This window comes from Amycolatopsis sp. NPDC050768, assembly GCF_040654155.1.
Classification (GTDB): domain Bacteria; phylum Actinomycetota; class Actinomycetes; order Mycobacteriales; family Pseudonocardiaceae; genus Amycolatopsis.
Map to the genome: position 1 here is coordinate 284,200 of NZ_JBFAHL010000002.1, position 15,487 is coordinate 299,686.

The following is a 15,487-nucleotide window of genomic DNA, read 5'->3' on the forward strand; positions in this document are numbered from 1 at the left end:
CCCGCGGCCGCCGCTCAAAAGCCGAGGCGGCGCAGCTGCTTCGGGTCGCGCTGCCAGTCCTTGGCCACCTTGATGTGCAAGTCGAGGTACACCTTCGAACCCAGCAGCCCCTCGATCTGCTTGCGGGCCGCGGCTCCGACCTCACGCAGGCGTTCACCCTTGTGCCCGAGGATGATGCCCTTCTGGCTGGGCCGCTCCACGTACAGGAACGCGTGCACGTCCACGAGGTCGTCGCGGCCTTCGCGCGGCAGCATCTCCTCCACCGTCACGGCGATGGAGTGCGGCAGCTCGTCGCGCACGCCTTCGAGCGCGGCCTCGCGGATCAGCTCGGCCACGAGCGTCATCTCGGGCTCGTCGGTGAGCTCGCCGCCCGGGTAGAGCTGCGGGCCCTCCGGCAGCCGCGCCACGAGCAGGTCGGCCACCGTCTGCACCTGGAAACCGTCCACAGCGGACACCGGCACGAGGTCGGCGAACTCCATCACGCCCTGCAGCGCCAGCAGCTGCTCGGCCACCTGCTCGGGCTTCACCAGGTCGGTCTTGGTCACCACGCCGATCACTGGCGTACGCCGCGCGATCTTCGTCAGCTCCGCGGCGATGAACTTGTCCCCGGGGCCGATTTTTTCGTTGGCGGGCACGCAGAACCCGACGACGTCCACTTCGGACCACGTCTCGTGCACCACGTCGTTGAGCCGCTGCCCGAGCAGCGTGCGCGGGCGGTGCAGGCCGGGCGTGTCGATGATGACCAGCTGCGCGTCCTCGCGGTGCACGATGCCGCGGATCGCGTGCCGGGTCGTCTGCGGCTTGCTGGAGGTGATGGCGACCTTCGAGCCCACAAGCGCGTTCGTGAGCGTCGACTTGCCCGCGTTGGGCCTCCCGACGAAGCACGCGAAGCCGGAGCGGTGCGCGTCGGCCATCAGCGCAGCACCTCGACGACGTCACCCGTCGGGTCGGCCAGGATGATCGGCGCGGTCTTCGCGACGTCACGCACGGCGTGCACCGAGGCCTCCTGCACCAGCACGTCACCCGTCACCACGGCCGCCGCCTCGAGCCCTTCGGCGCCGCTCGACAGCGCGGCGGCCACGGCGGCCTGCACGGCCGTGAGCTTGAACGAGGGCTGGTCGACGGTCACCGCGGTGTACGTCCGGCCGTCGGTGTCGCGCACGGCCGCGCCCTCCTCGGCGCCGACGCGGGCGCGCGACGACCGGGCCAGCGTGATGAGCTTCTGGTCCTCGGCGTCGAGGTCAGGCATGTTCGACTCTCCTGTCGCGTTCTTCGGGCTGGGGCACCCGGGTGCGCCGGCGCGTGCCGGACTCGGTCACGGCGTCCGCGTCGGCCGGGTGGACGACGACCGACGTGATCCGCATGCGGCCCCGGCGGTCCTTGCCCCCTTCGGCGAACAGCCGAAGACCGGCGACCTCGGCTTCGGCCCCCGGAAGGGGGACCCTACCCAGTCGTTCCGCGAGCAGCCCGCCCACGGTCTCCACGTCGTGGTCTTCGAGGTCGATGCCGAAGAGCTCACCGAGGTCGTCGACGCTCAGGCGCGACGACACGCGCACCGCGCCGCCCTCGAGCTCCTCGACGTCGGGCCGCTCGTCGGTGTCGGACTCGTCGGTGATCTCGCCGACGATCTCCTCGAGGATGTCCTCGATGGTCAGCAGGCCCGCGGTGCCGCCGTACTCGTCGACCGCGATCGCCACGTGGTTGTGGGTGAGCTGCATCTCCTTGAGCAGGTCGTCGAGCCGCTTGGAGTCGGGCACGAAGCTCGCCGGGTTCATCACCTGGTCCACGACCGTGCTCGGGCCGTCCGGGTCCATGTACGCCGGCATCAGGTCCTTGATGTTGACCACGCCGACGATGTCGTCCACGGACTCGTCGATCACCGGCACGCGCGTGAACCCGGTGCGCAACGCGAGCGCGAGCGCCTGGCGCACGGTCTTGGTGCGCTCGATCCACACGATCTCGGTGCGCGGCACCATCACCTCGCGCGCGACCGTGTCGCCCAGCTCGAACACCGAGTGGATCATCTCGCGCTCGGAGTCCTCGACCACGCCGCGTTCCTGCGCGAGGTCGACCAGCTCGCGCAGCTCGACTTCGGAGGTGAACGGGCCTTCGCGGAAGCCCTGACCGGGGGTGATCGCGTTACCGATCACGATCAGCAGCCGCGAGAGCGGGCCGAGGATCAAGCCGAGGACCCGCACGGGCCCGGCGACGATCGTGCCGACGCGGTAGGGGTGCTGGCGGCCGATGGTGCGCGGGCCGACGCCGATGAGCACGTAGCTCACCACCACCATCACCACGGCGGAGACGAGCACGGCGAGCCACAGCTTGCCGAACCAGGCGAGGAACGACACGGTGACGAGCACCGTGGCCGTGAGCTCGCAGCCGAGGCGCAGCAGCAGGAGCAGGTTGATGTGGCGGCGGCGTTCGGCGACGACGGCGGCGAGCTGGCGCGCACCGGCCCGGCCGATGCGCACGAGCCCTTCGGTGCGGGCCTGCGAGACGGTGCTGACGGCCGCGTCGGCGGCCGCGAACACCCCGGCCAGCAGCACGAGCGCCACCGCAACGACGAGCTGTGCCGTGGGACTGCCCATGATCGCTGCCTAGGGGGTTTCCTCGACCGGTTTCGGCGCCGCGGGCGCGGCCGACGCATCGAGGCCCGCGATGCCGAGCACGCGGTCGTCGGCGTTGCGCTGCGCGTTCTTCCGGTTCAGCTCGGCCACGGCCGACTGGAACTCGGTGAGGATGCGCTTCTGCAGGCCGAACATCTCGCGTTCCTCGGCCGGTTCGGCGTGGTCATAGCCGAGCAGGTGCAGCACGCCGTGGACAGTGAGCAGGTGCAGCTCGTCGGTCAGCGCGTGGCCCGCCGTCTTCGCCTGGTCCTTCGCGAACGCCGGGCACAGCACGATGTCGCCGAGCAGCGCCGGCGACGCGTCGGGCGCGTCGGGGCGGCGCGACGAGTCGAGCTCGTCCATGGGGAAGGCCATCACGTCGGTGGGCCCGGGCAGGTCCATCCAGCGTTCGTGCAAATCTTCCATGACCTCGAGCGTGACGAGCAGGATGGACAGCTCGGCGAGCGGGCTGACCTCCATCTTGTCGAGCGCGTAGCGCGCGGCCGAGACGATCGACGCCTCGTCGACGTCGACGCCCGACTCGTTGGCGATCTCGATGCTCATCGGCGGTTGCCCTTCCAGCCGCCCTGCTGCTGGTCCTGGGCGTCCTGCACCGCTTGCCACTTCTCGTACGCGTCGACGATGTCGCCGACGAGCCGGTGGCGCACCACATCCTGGCTGGTCAGCTCGGCGAAGTGCAGGTCGTTGACACCGTCGAGGATGTCGCGGACCACGCGCAGGCCGCTCTTCTGGCCGTTGGGCAGGTCGATCTGCGTGATGTCACCGGTGACGACGATCTTCGAGCCCATGCCGAGGCGCGTGAGGAACATCTTCATCTGCTCGGGCGTGGTGTTCTGGGCCTCGTCGAGGATGATGAAGGCGTCGTTCAGCGTGCGCCCGCGCATGTACGCCAGCGGCGCGATCTCGATCGTGCCGGCCTGCATGAGGCGCGGGATCGAGTCGGGTTCGACCATGTCGTGCAGCGCGTCGTACAGCGGGCGCAGGTACGGGTCGATCTTCTCGTTGAGCGTGCCCGGCAGGTAGCCGAGCCGCTCGCCCGCCTCGACGGCGGGACGGGTCAGCACGATGCGCGTGACCTGCTTGGCCTGCAGCGCCTGCACGGCCTTCGCCATGGCGAGGTACGTCTTGCCGGTACCGGCGGGGCCGATGCCGAAGACGATGGTGTGCTTGTCGATGGCGTCGACGTAGCGCTTCTGGTTGAGCGTCTTGGGCCGGATCGTCTTGCCGCGGCGGGAGACGATGTTGAGGCTCAGGACCTCGGCCGGGGACGCGTCGCCGGAGGACAGCATGCCGATGGTGCGGCGCACCGTGTCGGGGCCGACCTGCTGGCCGCCGGTGGCGAGCTGCACGAGGTCGGCGAAGACGCGTTCGGCGAACGCCACGTCGGCGGGCGCGCCGGTGAGGGTCACTTCATTGCCGCGGACGTGCACGTCCGCGGCGAGGAGCTCCTCGGCGACGCGCAGGTTCTCGTCACGCGAGCCGAGCAGGCTCAGGACGGCGGCTTCGGGGACGGGGAAGCGGGACTGGGCCACGGAGGTGGCGTCCTCGTTTTTCGACTGCGCCGCCTTGCCGGCGGTGGCGTCGGGTCGGGCGGCTCCACCCTGTGCGGTTCCGGCCACGTGGCCTCTGGCCTGCTTTCTGCTGCTTCGCCTGACGGACTTCTGACGTTGCCGATGCTACTTGCTCGCGCCTGGCCGCCGCAGGTCGGTTTAGGCGTGGCGCCCGAACAATCCGAGCTGCTCGCCGCCCAGCACGTGCGCGTGCACGTGGAACACCGTCTGCCCCGCGTCGCCGTCGGTGTTGAACACCACCCGGTAGCCGGACTCCGCGATGCCCTCGAGCTCCACCACCTTCTTGGCCGCACCGATCACCGCGCTCAGCAGCTCGGGGTCCCCGGCGGCCAGCTCGCCCACGTTGCGGTAGCGCTTCTTCGGCACCACCAGCACGTGCACCTTGGCCTGCGGATTGATGTCCCTGAACGCGAACGTGTTCTCGTCTTCGTAGACAACGTCCGCCGGGATCTCGCCCGCGATGATCCGCTCGAACAACGTCTCCGCATCACTCATGGCCACACCCTACAAACCCGCCCACGACCACTCGCCATCAAGCCGTCCGGGTCACCGCCCATGGTCATCACGCCGGGACGGCTCACCGTCCATGGCCGACCATGCAGGAAGGGGCACCAGCCGCACCGTGGGGCTCCGGGGGCTCGGCCCCCGGGCAATATCCGCCTCCGCGGATCGGCGAAGGAGACCCGAAGGGTCTACGAAGTCGAAAGCGCCGCGGGGGCGGTGGACCCTGGGGGTCGGCCCACCGCGCCTCCGCGGCTCCGCCGGACCGAGGGGGGAGGTGCCCGGCGGGGTTCTTTTGGGTACGCGCGCCCAGGGGTTACCCACCCAGTAGCGCGCCCAAACGTCTTTTTTGATGCCCAGTGTTGTCTTGCGCGTTGGTGACGAGCGTAGCTGCTCGGAGTGTGATCGCGCCATGACTCGCCGCAAAATGTGGCCGCATCCGTGTCCGGGGGCTACTTCCAGCGGCCGGTCAGCGCACCGAGGGCACCGAGGGCGACGGCGGCTGCGGTGGAGGTGCGCAGCACGGTCGGGCCGAGGCGGACGGTGGTGGCGCCGGCGGCTTCGAGGGTGCTGAGCTCGTTGTCGGTGATGCCGCCTTCGGGTCCGACGACGAGCAAGATGTCACCGGTGTCCGGGAGGTCGATCTCCGTGAGCCGGCTGGTCACGCCGGACTCGAGCACGAGCGTGCGGGACATCGTGGCAGCCAGCTGGGCGAGCTCCCGGGTGCCGACGGGTTCGATGACGTCGGGCACGTGTGCGCGTCGGGCTTGTTTGGCGGCGGCGCGGGCGGTCGCGCGCCAGCGGGCCAGTGCCTTGTCACCGCGGGTGCCGTCTTCCCAGCGCGCGACGCTGCGGGCGGCGCGCCAGGGCACGATCGCGTCGGCGCCGGCCTCGGTGGCGAGTTCCACGGCGAGTTCACCGCGGTCGCCCTTGGCCAGTGCCTGCGCGACGTGGACCCGCAGCGCCGGCGGCTCCTCCCTCCAGTGCTCGACGACTGTCAGGGTGAGGGAGGCGTCTCTCCCGGCCTGCACGGCGTCGACGGTGCAGCGGGCCATCGCGCCGGCGCCGTCGGAGAGCACGAGCTGCTCCCCCACACGCAGCCGGCGCACGGTGGCGGCGTGCCGGGCTTCCTCGCCGTCGAGAACGGCCGAACCGCGGTCGGGCACGGCGGTGGCGAGGAAGACCGGCAGCGTGGTGTCGGGCACGGGTCAGCGGTGCTTCGTGCGCAGCTTGGAGAACAGGCCGCCGTGCTTGCTGCCGTTGGACGCCAGCGTGGGCACCTCTTCGCCGCGCTGCTGGGCCAGCTCCACGAGCAGGTCGCGCTGCGCCTCGTCGAGCTTGGTCGGCACCACCACGTCAATGTGCACGTGGAGGTCGCCGCGGCCGTCGACGCGCCCGGAGGAGCGCAGCCGCGGCATGCCCTTGCCGGTGAGCACGAGCTCGGTGTTGGGCTGGGTGCCGGGCTCGACGTCGAGCTCGTAGTCGCCGTCGACGAGCGTGCTGATCGGCACGGTCGCGCCGAGCGCCGCCGTGGTCATCGGGATGCGGAAGTTGCAGTGCAGCTCGTTGCCCTCACGCACGAACACCTCGTGGGGCAGCTCGTCGATCTCCACGTACAGGTCACCCGCGGGGCCGCCGCCGGGGCCGACCTCGCCCTGACCGGAGAGCCGGATGCGCATGCCGTCGCCGACGCCCGGCGGGATCTTCGCCGTGACGTTGCGGCGCGCGCGGATGCGCCCGTCGCCACCGCACTGGCGGCACGGGTCGGGGATGACCTCGCCGAAGCCGCGGCAGACCGGGCATGGGCGGGCCGTGACGACCTGGCCGAGGAACGAGCGCTGCACCGACTGCACCTCGCCGGCGCCGCCGCAGGTGTCGCACGTCTTGGTGGAGGTGCCCTCCGCGGTGCCCGCGCCGCGGCACAGGTCGCAGACCACGGCCGTGTCGACGGTGATCTCGCGGTCGGCGCCGGTGGCGCATTCCTCGAGCGTGAGCGCCAGGCGGATCAGCGCGTCGGAGCCCGGCTGCACGCGGCTGCGCGGTCCCCGGCCACGGCCTCCGCCACCACCACCGGCGGCGCCGAAGAACGCGTCCATGATGTCGCCGAGCCCGCCGAAGCCGGCGAACGGGTCGCCGCCACCGCCACCGCCGCGCGCGCCCGAGTCCATCGGGTCGCCGCCGAGGTCGACGATCTTGCGCTTCTGCGGGTCGGAGAGCACCTCGTAGGCGGTGGTCACCTCGCCGAACTTGTGCTGCGCGTCCTCCGACGGGTTCACGTCGGGGTGCAGCTCACGGGCCAGCTTGCGGTACGCGCGCTTGATCTCCTGATCCGACGCGTTCTTGGCCACCCCGAGGATCCCGTAGTAGTCCCTCGCCACGTTTTCTGCCTTCTCCTTCTGCTCTGCCCGCGCCGTCAGCGGCCGGACAGGATCTGCCCCACGTAGTTGGCCACCGCGCGGACGGCCGCGATGGTGCCCGGGTAGTCCATCCGGGTGGGTCCGACGATGCCCATGCCTCCCAGCAGCATGTCGTCCCGGCCGTAGCCGATCGACACGACCGAGGTGCTGCGCATCTGCTCGTCTTCATTTTCCTCGCCGATGAGGACCGTCACCGCACCGGGGTTGCGAGCCGCGGCCAGCAGCTTGAGCACGACCACCTGCTCCTCGAGCGCTTCGAGGACCTGACGCAGCGAGCCGGGGAAGTCCGCGACGTTGCGGGTGAGGTTGGCGGTGCCGCCCAGCACCAGGCGTTCCTCCGGGTGCTCGACCAGCGACTCGACCAGCACCGTGCAGATGCGGGTGAGGCTGTCGCGCAGCTCGTTCGGCGCCACCTCGGGCAGCTCGGCCACCCTCGCGGCCGCCTCCACGAGCCGGCGTCCGGCGAGCGCGCCGTTGAGCACGGTCCGCAGGCGCAGCACGCTCTCCTCGGTGAGCACGTCGCCCAAGTCGACCGTGCGCTGGTCGACCCGGCCCGAGTCGGTGATGAGCACGAGCATGAGCCGCGCCGGCGTGAGCGGGACCACTTCCAGGTGGCGCACCGCCGCGTTGGTCAGCATCGGGTACTGCACCACCGCGACCTGCCGGGTGAGCTGCGCGAGCAGCCGCACCGACCGGCGCAGCACGTCGTCGAGGTCGGTGCCCGAGTCGAGGAACGTGGTGATCGCCCGCCGCTCGGCCGCCGAGAGCGGCTTGATCTCCGAGAGCTTGTCCACGAACAGCCGGTAGCCCTTGTCCGTGGGGATCCGCCCCGCGCTCGTGTGCGGCTGGGTGATGTACCCCTCTTCCTCGAGCGCGGCCATGTCGTTGCGCACGGTCGCGCTCGACACGCCCAGGTTGTGCCGCTCGACGATCGTCTTGGACCCCACCGGCTCCTGGTTCGAGACGTAGTCGGCCACGATCGCGCGCAGCACCTCGAAGCGACGCTCGTCCGTGTTCGCCACCGGCACCTCCCTGCTTTCGACCCGCTACTCACAACGAGTTTACGGAAGCCTGAGTGCCCGGCGCTCAACCCCGCGGACACGGTGGTGTCTCGGAGCGCTCCGAGACACCACCGCTTCAAGGTAAACGAATGGCAAATAGCCATTAATAACGGCGAACCGGACAAATCAAATCTTCGCTTGCTCGGGGAACCGTTAACCGGTTTGCTGCCTCAGAAGAACGTGGTGAATCCCCAAGAGCCGAGGGCAGTCGTGGACAATAACGGGCGCGCACCCGAAATCGCCGAAATCGGACAGCGAGCCGCGGAGGCCCAGGAGCGTCTCAAGCGCGTCGCCGCCACGGCGACGAGCAACGACGGGGCGGTCACCGTCACCGTGAACACCAGCGGAGCCCTGCAGCAGCTCAGCTTCGGCCCCCGCGCCGACGAGATCAGCCGCAGCGCGCTCGCCGCCGCCGTCGTCGCCACGGCGCACCGCGCCCAGGCCCAGGCGGCCCAGCAGCTGCACGCCATCATGGCCCCGCTCATCGGCGAAAACAGCGACGCGATGAAATTCCTCGACGAGCAGATTCCCACGCCGGAAGTGCCCGAGGAACAACCGCCGGCACAGCAGGAAACGCGACAATTCTTCAATCGCGACGAGGATGGTGGCGCACCTCCGCCGCCTCCGCCGGCCCCTCCGGCCCCTGGCATGCGCCCACCCGCACCCCCGGCCCCTCCGGCGCCCCCGGCCCGCCCCTCCCGCCCGGCCCGGCCCTCGGCCGACAACTCCGATGACGACGACTACTACAACGGCGGCTCGATCCTGGGGAGGGGTTACTGATGGCAGGCACGCAGCAGGTGAATCTCACGGCGTTGCAGACGCACAAGGGTGAGGTGCAGGACATCGGGGCGGGGGTGAAGACCGCCGCCGAGGCGACCGTCGAAGGCCAGGCGATGAGCGACGATGCCTTCGGGATCGTCGGTTCCCCGTTCGGCGCGGCGATGGAGCTCTGGACCGCCACCGCGTCGATCTTCATCAACGGTGTCGCCGACTCGGCGGAGGACATCGCCGACAAGCTCCAGCAGGCCCACGACGCGTACGACACGCACGAGACGAACTCGAAGAACACGATCAACACGCTCGGCAAGGAGCTCCCGGAATGACCGAGACGCAGGAGAACCCGCTCGTCGCCGAGTCCGAGTCGCCCAGCGGCTTCACCACGAACATGGGCACGTCGGACAACGAACTCGACAACCTCAACTCCCAGACTTCGGGCGCGGGCGTCTTCAACGACATCGCGTCGGGCATCACGGATTGGCGCAGCAAGGACTGGGCAAACCTCGCGTTCGACGGCGTGACGGTCGGCCTCGATCTGCTCGGCATAGCCATGGACCCGCTGGGCTCGCTGGCCAGCGCCGGCGTCGGCTGGCTGATCGAACACATCAGCTTCCTCAAAGAGGGTCTCGACAAGCTGGCCGGCAATCCCGAGGCGGTCACCGCGAAGGCCGTGACCTGGGACAACGTCTCAAAGCAGCTCGCGCAAAGCGCCACCCAGTACGACCAGGCGGCTGCGAATGTGGCCCCGGAGTTCCAGGGCGCCGGCGGCACCGCGTACCAGACCATGGCCAAGGGCTATGCCGCGACGCTGCGCGGCGCCTCCGGTCAGGCACACGCCGCGTCGATCGGGATGAACGTCGCCGCCGCGCTGGTCGGCACCGAACGCGGCCTGATCCGCGACATGGTCTCGTCGTTCGTCGGCGAGCTGATCGTCAAGGCGATCGCCGCGCTCGCCGCCTCGTGGTGCACCTTCGGAGGCACGGTCGCGGCCTTCATCGCCGACACCGTCATCGAGGGCGGGATCCTCGCCGAGAAGATCAGCGGCCGGATCGCCCAGGTCGTCGAGAAGCTCGAGAAGCTGATCCAGAGTGCTGGCAAGTCCCGCGGCGCTCTCGAAGAGGCCACCAACGCGCTCAAGAAGGTCGGCAAGACCGCAGACAAGATCACCGACAAGAGCGTCGACATCGCCGCGAACATGGAGAAGAAGGGCAACGACCTCACCGACGCCGCTCGCGCCGCCGGCCGGCCCCACGTGGACGAAAGCGCCGCCGCGAAGGCCGACCGCTGGGGCGAAGCCTGGGAAAACAAGGTCCCGCTCCGTGATCACCTGAAAGGGGCCGGTGACGCCGCTTCCGAGGACGGCCGCAGCTTCTTCAACCAGAAGGAGTGGCGGAAGAACGGCGGCGCACCCCCGAAGTTCGACCCCGCGGACGGAGTGGGGGTGGCCACGGAGGGGCGCCGGCAGGAGAACGAACAGCTCGCGCGTCAGCACGAAGCGAGCGAGGCATACGAGAAGGCACACGGCGAGTCCGAGTCCGAAGGCGCCGGATCCGAGGGTGGCGGAGGCGAGTGAAAGTCGACCAGTCCGAAGTCGACCGCTTCAACCGCGAAGGTCGGCTGCACCCCGCCCAGAACAGGCAGATCATCAACATCATTTTCTGGCTCGTGGTGATGACGTTCGCGATCGGCATCCTCGCCCTTGCCACCCTGCCCTACGGCACCACCGACATCATCGTCGCCGCCGTCGCGATCGGGGTCGGGATGGCGTTGTGCGCGTGGTACTGCCTCTACCGGCTCAACATCGTCCGGCGCGGCAAAGTAGTCACCTTCACCGGCTACACCCACGACGCCCAGGACCACCGGCCACTGCCCCCGACGGACCGCTACCCCATCCTCATCTACACCCAACGCAGCCGAGGCAACAACCCTTACTACTGGGCTGCCTTCGACGGCCTCCGACGCCCGCTGCTACCCGCGAGCCTCTACGCGCAGATCCGGCCCGACCAGGAGAACACGCTCGTCCTGATCCCCAACCGCAAGCAGATCGTCAACGTGATCCCTTCGTGAAAGCCGACCAAGCCGAAGTCGACCGCGTCAACCGCAAGGCCGGCTTCACCCCTCACAGCGCTGGAAGATCATCGACGTCGCCTTTTGGCTTGTGGTCTTCATGCTCGTGATCGGCGTCCTCACGCTGGCCACGCTGCCCTACGGCACCACCGCCATCGCCGTGGCCGCCGCAGCGATCGGCGTCGGCATGGCGCTGTGCGCCGGCTATTGCCTCTACCGGCTGAGCCTCGTCTGGCGGGGCAAGGTGGTGCTGTTCTCCGGCTACACGCACGACGCCGCGCGGCAGCGACCGCTGCCTTCGCCGGAGGAGTACCCCATCGTGGTCTACGCCGAACACATCCGGGCGGGCCTGAACTATTGGGCGCGCTTCGACGGCCTCCGCCTCCCGCTCGCCCCCGGCCCCCTTCACACGCGGTTCCGGCCGGACCAGGAGCACACGATCGTGCTGATCCCCAACCGGAAACAGATCATCAACGTCATTCCCGCTTGAGCAGCCCCTCCAGAGCCGCCGACGAGATCGCGTCGGCTTCCGCCACCGTCAGGGGCGCGTGGCCCGTCAGGCGGCGGAAGATCAGGGGGCCGAAGAGAACGTCCGTCGCCGTTTCGACGTCCACCGTCGGCGAAGCCTGGCCGGCATCGACCAAACGTTGCCACAGCACGGAAATGGCCGCTCGTCGACCGTCCAAAAAGAACTCGCGGAAGAACGGGGCCGCCGGAGGGTCCGTCACACAGGCGGCCAGCAGCTGGGCGAAGACCTCCCCCGTCGGCCCGGCGTAGAACGCCGAGACCCGACGCACCTGCTCGACCAGGTCCGCCCGCGGATCGCCAGTACAAGGCGAAGGAATGGCATCCGCCATCTCCCGGCCGAAAGCCTCGGCGGCCAACGCGGTACGGCTCGGCCAGTGCTTGTACAGCGTCGCCTTGCTCACCCCGGACCGGGCGCTGATCGCGTCGACCGTGGCGGCCGGGAGGCCGCCCTCGGCGAGCAGGTCGCGCGCCGCCGACAGCGCGCACGCGTGGGCGCGCGCGCTGCGGGGCAACAACGACTCAGGCAAGGGCTCAGCCATGGTCCGTGGAGTCCGAAAGCTCGCGCCAGCGGGAGAGTTCGTCGCGGACGAAGTCGAGTTTCGCTTCCACGCGGGCAACGGAGTCGGCGCCCAGCTGGAGGCGCAGGGGCGGCGAGGCGGAAGCCACTACGGAAGCAATAGCCAGCGCCGCCTTCCGCGGATCACCCGGCTGCGTGTGGTTCCGCGAATCCGCCGTCGCGCGCATCGTGCCGGCGGTGGTCGCGTAGTCGGCGATCTCGCCCTCGGCGCGGTGCAGGCTCGACGAGTCGAGGAAGTCGGTCCGGAAGAAGCCCGGCTCGACCACCGTCACGTGCACGCCGAGCGGCGCCAGTTCCCCATGCAGCGCCTCGGAAAGCGCCTCGACGGCGAACTTAGTCGCCCCGTACACGCCCCAGCCCGGGCCGGTCGTGAAGCCGCCGACCGAGCTGATGTTCACCACGTGCCCCGACCGTTGCCGCCGCAGCACAGGCAGCACCGCGCGCGTCACCGACAAAAGGCCGAAGACGTTGGCGTCGAACACCGCGCGCACAGCGGAGTCCGACGCCTCCTCCACCGCGCCCAGCAGGCCGCGGCCGGCGTTGTTCACCAGCACGTCGATGCGCCCGAACCGGTCCAGCGCGGCGCCCACCGCAGCAGACGCAGCAGCCTCGTCCGTCACATCGAGCGCCACCGCCAGAACCGAAGGATTGCCCCGGAACTCCTTCTCCACGGCCGACGCCTGGCGAGCGGTGGCCACCACCTGGTCACCGCGCTCCAGCGCCGTCCGCGCGATCTCGAGGCCGAAACCCCGCGACGCACCGGTGACGAACCAGACGCTCACCGAGAAGCCGCTGCGCTCAGCGCCGCGAACTCGTCGTCGGTCAGCTCGATCTGGGCCGCCGCCACGTTGTCCTCGAGGTGCTCGACGCTGGAGGTGCCCGGGATCGGCAGCATCACCGGCGAACGCTTGAGCAGCCACGCCAGCGCGAGCTGCGAAGGCGACGCGCCGTGCTCCTCCGACACCTGCGAAAGCGGGCTGTCCGGACCCGCCAGCGACCCCGTGGCCAGCGGGAACCACGGGATGAACGCGATACCCGCGGCAGTCACGTGGTCCAGCAGCGGCTCCGAGTAGCGGTCGGCCAGGTTGAAGCGGTTCTGCACCGAGACGATCGTGGCCGTCTTCTGGGCCTCGACGAGATCCTCGACGGAGACCTCCGACAGGCCGATGTGCCGGATCTTCCCCTCCGACTGCAGCGTGGCGAGCTCCCCGACCTGGTCCGCCACGGGCACCTTCGGGTCGATGCGGTGCAGCTGCAGCAGGTCGATGCGCTCGAGGCCGAGGTGGCGCAGGTTCAGCTCCACCTGCTGGCGCAGGTACTCGGGCCTGCCGACAGGGATCCACTGGTTCGGCCCCTGCCGCGTGAAGCCGGCCTTGGTGGCGATCACCAGGTCGTCGGCGTACGGGTGCAGGGCCTCGCGGATGAGCAGGTCGGCCACGAACGGGCCGTAGGAGTCGGCGGTGTCGATGAGGTTGACCCCGAGCTCGACGGCCCTGCGCAGCACGCGCACGGCCCCCTCCGGGTCACGCGACTCGCCCCACACGCCGGGGCCGGGCAGCTGCATCGCGCCGAACCCGAGCCGCACGACGGGCAGGTCCCCGCCGATCGCGAACGTGCCGGACGACTTCGCGGGCTGTGCTGACATGGAACGTTCTCCTTCAAAAGTGAACTGAACGTACAGTTCACTTTACGCCCGTTCCGGCGAGCACGCCAACCTGGCCCGGGTGCAGCACCCCGCGAAGCTGCCCCGGGGCCAGGAGATCAGGTGTTCTTCGGGAAGCCCAGGTTCACCCCGGCGTGCGACGTGTCCGGCCAGCGCGAAGTGACCACCTTGGTGCGCGTGAAAAAGTGGAAGCCCTCGGGCCCGTACGCGTGGGTGTCACCGAAAAGCGAGTCCTTCCAGCCGCCGAACGAGTAGTACCCGACCGGCACCGGGATGGGCACGTTCACGCCGACCATGCCCACCTCCACCTCGTTCTGGTAGCGCCGCGCGGCCGCGCCGTCGCCGGTGAAGATCGCGGTGCCGTTGCCGTACGGGCTGGCGTTGACCAGGCCGAGCGCGTCGTCGAAGCTCGTCGCGCGCGCCACCGACAGCACGGGGCCGAAGATCTCGTCGGTGTAGACCGACATCCCGGGTCCGACGCGGTCGAACAACGTCGGGCCGAGCCAGAACCCGTCCCCCGCGATCTCGATGCCCCGGCCGTCCACCACGAGTTCCGCGCCCTCGGCGACGCCGGCGTCCACATAGGACGTCACGCGCTCGTGGTGCGCCTTCGTCACCAGGGGACCCATCTCCGACTCGGGTTCGCGGCCGTCGCCGACGCGCAGCCGGGACATCCGCTCGGTGATCTTCGCGACGAGCTCGTCGCCGACCGGGTCGACCGCCACCACCACCGACACCGCCATGCACCGCTCCCCCGCGGACCCGAACCCGGCCGACACGGCGGCGTCGGCCGCGAGGTCGAGGTCGGCGTCGGGCAGCACGACCATGTGGTTCTTCGCCCCGCCGAGCGCCTGCACGCGCTTGCCGTGGCGGGTGCCCGTCTCGTAGACGTAGCGCGCGATCGGCGTGGAGCCGACGAACGAGATCGCCTTCACGTCGCGGTGTTCCAGCAGTCCGTCGACCGCGGCCTTGTCGCCGTGCAGCACGTTGAGCGCGCCCGCGGGCAGCCCGGCCTCGGCGAGCAGCTCCGCGATGAACAGTGACGCCGACGGGTCTTTCTCGCTCGGCTTGAGCACCACGGTGTTGCCGCACGCCAGCGCGTTGGGTACGAACCACAGCGGCACCATCGCGGGGAAGTTGAACGGCGAGATCACGCCGACCACGCCCAGCGGCTGCGCGATCGAGTACACGTCCACGCCGGTGGAGGCGTTCTCGCTGAAGCCGCCTTTCAGCATTTGCGCGGCGCCGCACGCGTATTCGACGTTCTCGATCGCCCGCGAGATCTCGCCGGCCGCGTCGGACTCGACCTTGCCGTGCTCGCTAGTGATGATCTTCGCCAGCTCGTGCTTGCGCGCCGACAGCAGCTCTCGGAACGCGAACAGCACCCGCGTGCGCCCGGCCAGCGACGTGCCGCGCCACCCCGGCAACGCGGCCGCGGCAGCCGCCACCGCCTGGTCGACCTCGGCCTGGCCCGCGAAGTCCACCTTCGCGCGGACCTGGCCGGTCGCGGGGTCGTACACGTCGCCGGTGCGCCCGGCCGCGCCGGTGTACGGCTTGCCGTCGATCCAGTGGCTGATGCGGTCGGTCACAGCGTCGGCTCCTCGCTCAGGGGCGCTTGTCTCTCCCGAGTCTCGGCTCGCGCGCCACGCGGACGCCATCGGCAACGTGTACGGAGTCCCGCGCCCGGCCGTACAG

Annotated in this window: 18 protein-coding genes; 5 read left to right on the forward strand and 13 right to left on the reverse strand. The window is 70.0% G+C overall.

Going from position 1 to position 15,487, the window contains the following annotated elements; genetic code table 11:
• Positions 1-14 precede the first annotated feature (14 nt).
• The 9 genes from era to hrcA all read right to left on the reverse strand — a co-directional run bounded on the left by era (position 15) and on the right by hrcA (position 8,141).
• Positions 15-914, reverse strand: a complete 900-nt coding sequence (era, locus tag AB0H62_RS08560; protein ID WP_220242784.1) for a GTPase Era — start codon at positions 912-914, stop codon at positions 15-17.
• Complete coding sequence (locus AB0H62_RS08565) at positions 914-1,249, reverse strand: cytidine deaminase (RefSeq protein ID WP_220242785.1); 336 nt, start codon at positions 1,247-1,249, stop codon at positions 914-916. Before AB0H62_RS08565 ends, era begins: the two co-directional genes overlap by 1 nt.
• On the reverse strand, positions 1,242-2,591 hold the full coding sequence (locus AB0H62_RS08570) for a CNNM domain-containing protein (RefSeq protein WP_220242786.1): 1,350 nt from the start codon (positions 2,589-2,591) through the stop codon (positions 1,242-1,244). The genes AB0H62_RS08565 and AB0H62_RS08570 overlap by 8 nt, the downstream gene beginning before the upstream one ends.
• A gap of 9 nt (positions 2,592-2,600) precedes the next feature.
• Positions 2,601-3,173 (reverse strand): rRNA maturation RNase YbeY, encoded by a 573-nt coding sequence (gene ybeY / locus AB0H62_RS08575; protein ID WP_220242787.1) that lies wholly within the window; start codon positions 3,171-3,173, stop codon positions 2,601-2,603.
• Positions 3,170-4,249, reverse strand: coding sequence for a PhoH family protein (locus AB0H62_RS08580; RefSeq protein ID WP_220242788.1), 1,080 nt, complete (start codon positions 4,247-4,249; stop codon positions 3,170-3,172). Before AB0H62_RS08580 ends, ybeY begins: the two co-directional genes overlap by 4 nt.
• Before the next feature lie 90 nt (positions 4,250-4,339).
• Positions 4,340-4,696, reverse strand: a complete 357-nt coding sequence (locus AB0H62_RS08585) for a histidine triad nucleotide-binding protein (RefSeq protein WP_360584990.1) — start codon at positions 4,694-4,696, stop codon at positions 4,340-4,342.
• Positions 4,697-5,154: 458 nt separating this feature from the next.
• Positions 5,155-5,907 (reverse strand): 16S rRNA (uracil(1498)-N(3))-methyltransferase, encoded by a 753-nt coding sequence (locus tag AB0H62_RS08590; protein WP_360584992.1) that lies wholly within the window; start codon positions 5,905-5,907, stop codon positions 5,155-5,157.
• A 3-nt stretch (positions 5,908-5,910) separates the two neighbouring features.
• Complete coding sequence (gene dnaJ / locus AB0H62_RS08595; RefSeq protein WP_220242791.1) at positions 5,911-7,080, reverse strand: molecular chaperone DnaJ; 1,170 nt, start codon at positions 7,078-7,080, stop codon at positions 5,911-5,913.
• Between the two features lie 35 nt (positions 7,081-7,115).
• Positions 7,116-8,141, reverse strand: coding sequence for a heat-inducible transcriptional repressor HrcA (hrcA, locus tag AB0H62_RS08600; protein ID WP_220242792.1), 1,026 nt, complete (start codon positions 8,139-8,141; stop codon positions 7,116-7,118).
• Between the two features lie 177 nt (positions 8,142-8,318).
• Between hrcA and AB0H62_RS08605 the strand changes: the two genes are divergently transcribed.
• The 5 genes from AB0H62_RS08605 (at position 8,319) to AB0H62_RS08625 (ending at position 11,514) form a co-directional block, all read left to right on the forward strand.
• Positions 8,319-8,960 carry a YbaB/EbfC family nucleoid-associated protein gene (locus tag AB0H62_RS08605; protein WP_360584994.1) on the forward strand — a complete coding sequence of 214 codons (642 nt, stop codon included), beginning with the start codon at positions 8,319-8,321 and terminating at the stop codon, positions 8,958-8,960.
• Positions 8,960-9,283, forward strand: coding sequence for a type VII secretion target (locus AB0H62_RS08610; protein ID WP_220242793.1), 324 nt, complete (start codon positions 8,960-8,962; stop codon positions 9,281-9,283). Before AB0H62_RS08605 ends, AB0H62_RS08610 begins: the two co-directional genes overlap by 1 nt.
• The gene (locus tag AB0H62_RS08615) at positions 9,280-10,530 is read left to right on the forward strand and encodes a hypothetical protein (RefSeq protein ID WP_220242794.1); all 1,251 of its coding nucleotides are present in this window, start codon (positions 9,280-9,282) and stop codon (positions 10,528-10,530) included. The genes AB0H62_RS08610 and AB0H62_RS08615 overlap by 4 nt, the downstream gene beginning before the upstream one ends.
• Positions 10,527-11,024, forward strand: coding sequence for a hypothetical protein (locus AB0H62_RS08620; protein ID WP_220242795.1), 498 nt, complete (start codon positions 10,527-10,529; stop codon positions 11,022-11,024). The genes AB0H62_RS08615 and AB0H62_RS08620 overlap by 4 nt, the downstream gene beginning before the upstream one ends.
• A gap of 100 nt (positions 11,025-11,124) precedes the next feature.
• Complete coding sequence (locus AB0H62_RS08625) at positions 11,125-11,514, forward strand: hypothetical protein (RefSeq protein ID WP_360584997.1); 390 nt, start codon at positions 11,125-11,127, stop codon at positions 11,512-11,514.
• Here the strand turns inward: AB0H62_RS08625 and AB0H62_RS08630 are convergent.
• The 4 genes from AB0H62_RS08630 to AB0H62_RS08645 all read right to left on the reverse strand — a co-directional run bounded on the left by AB0H62_RS08630 (position 11,501) and on the right by AB0H62_RS08645 (position 15,381).
• Complete coding sequence (locus AB0H62_RS08630) at positions 11,501-12,091, reverse strand: TetR/AcrR family transcriptional regulator (RefSeq protein ID WP_360584999.1); 591 nt, start codon at positions 12,089-12,091, stop codon at positions 11,501-11,503. The genes AB0H62_RS08625 and AB0H62_RS08630 overlap by 14 nt on opposite strands.
• Positions 12,084-12,911, reverse strand: coding sequence for an oxidoreductase (locus AB0H62_RS08635; protein ID WP_360585001.1), 828 nt, complete (start codon positions 12,909-12,911; stop codon positions 12,084-12,086). The genes AB0H62_RS08630 and AB0H62_RS08635 overlap by 8 nt, the downstream gene beginning before the upstream one ends.
• Complete coding sequence (locus tag AB0H62_RS08640) at positions 12,908-13,774, reverse strand: aldo/keto reductase (RefSeq protein WP_220242799.1); 867 nt, start codon at positions 13,772-13,774, stop codon at positions 12,908-12,910. The genes AB0H62_RS08635 and AB0H62_RS08640 overlap by 4 nt, the downstream gene beginning before the upstream one ends.
• A 116-nt stretch (positions 13,775-13,890) precedes the next feature.
• The gene (locus tag AB0H62_RS08645) at positions 13,891-15,381 is read right to left on the reverse strand and encodes a CoA-acylating methylmalonate-semialdehyde dehydrogenase (protein ID WP_220242800.1); all 1,491 of its coding nucleotides are present in this window, start codon (positions 15,379-15,381) and stop codon (positions 13,891-13,893) included.
• Positions 15,382-15,487 lie beyond the last annotated feature (106 nt).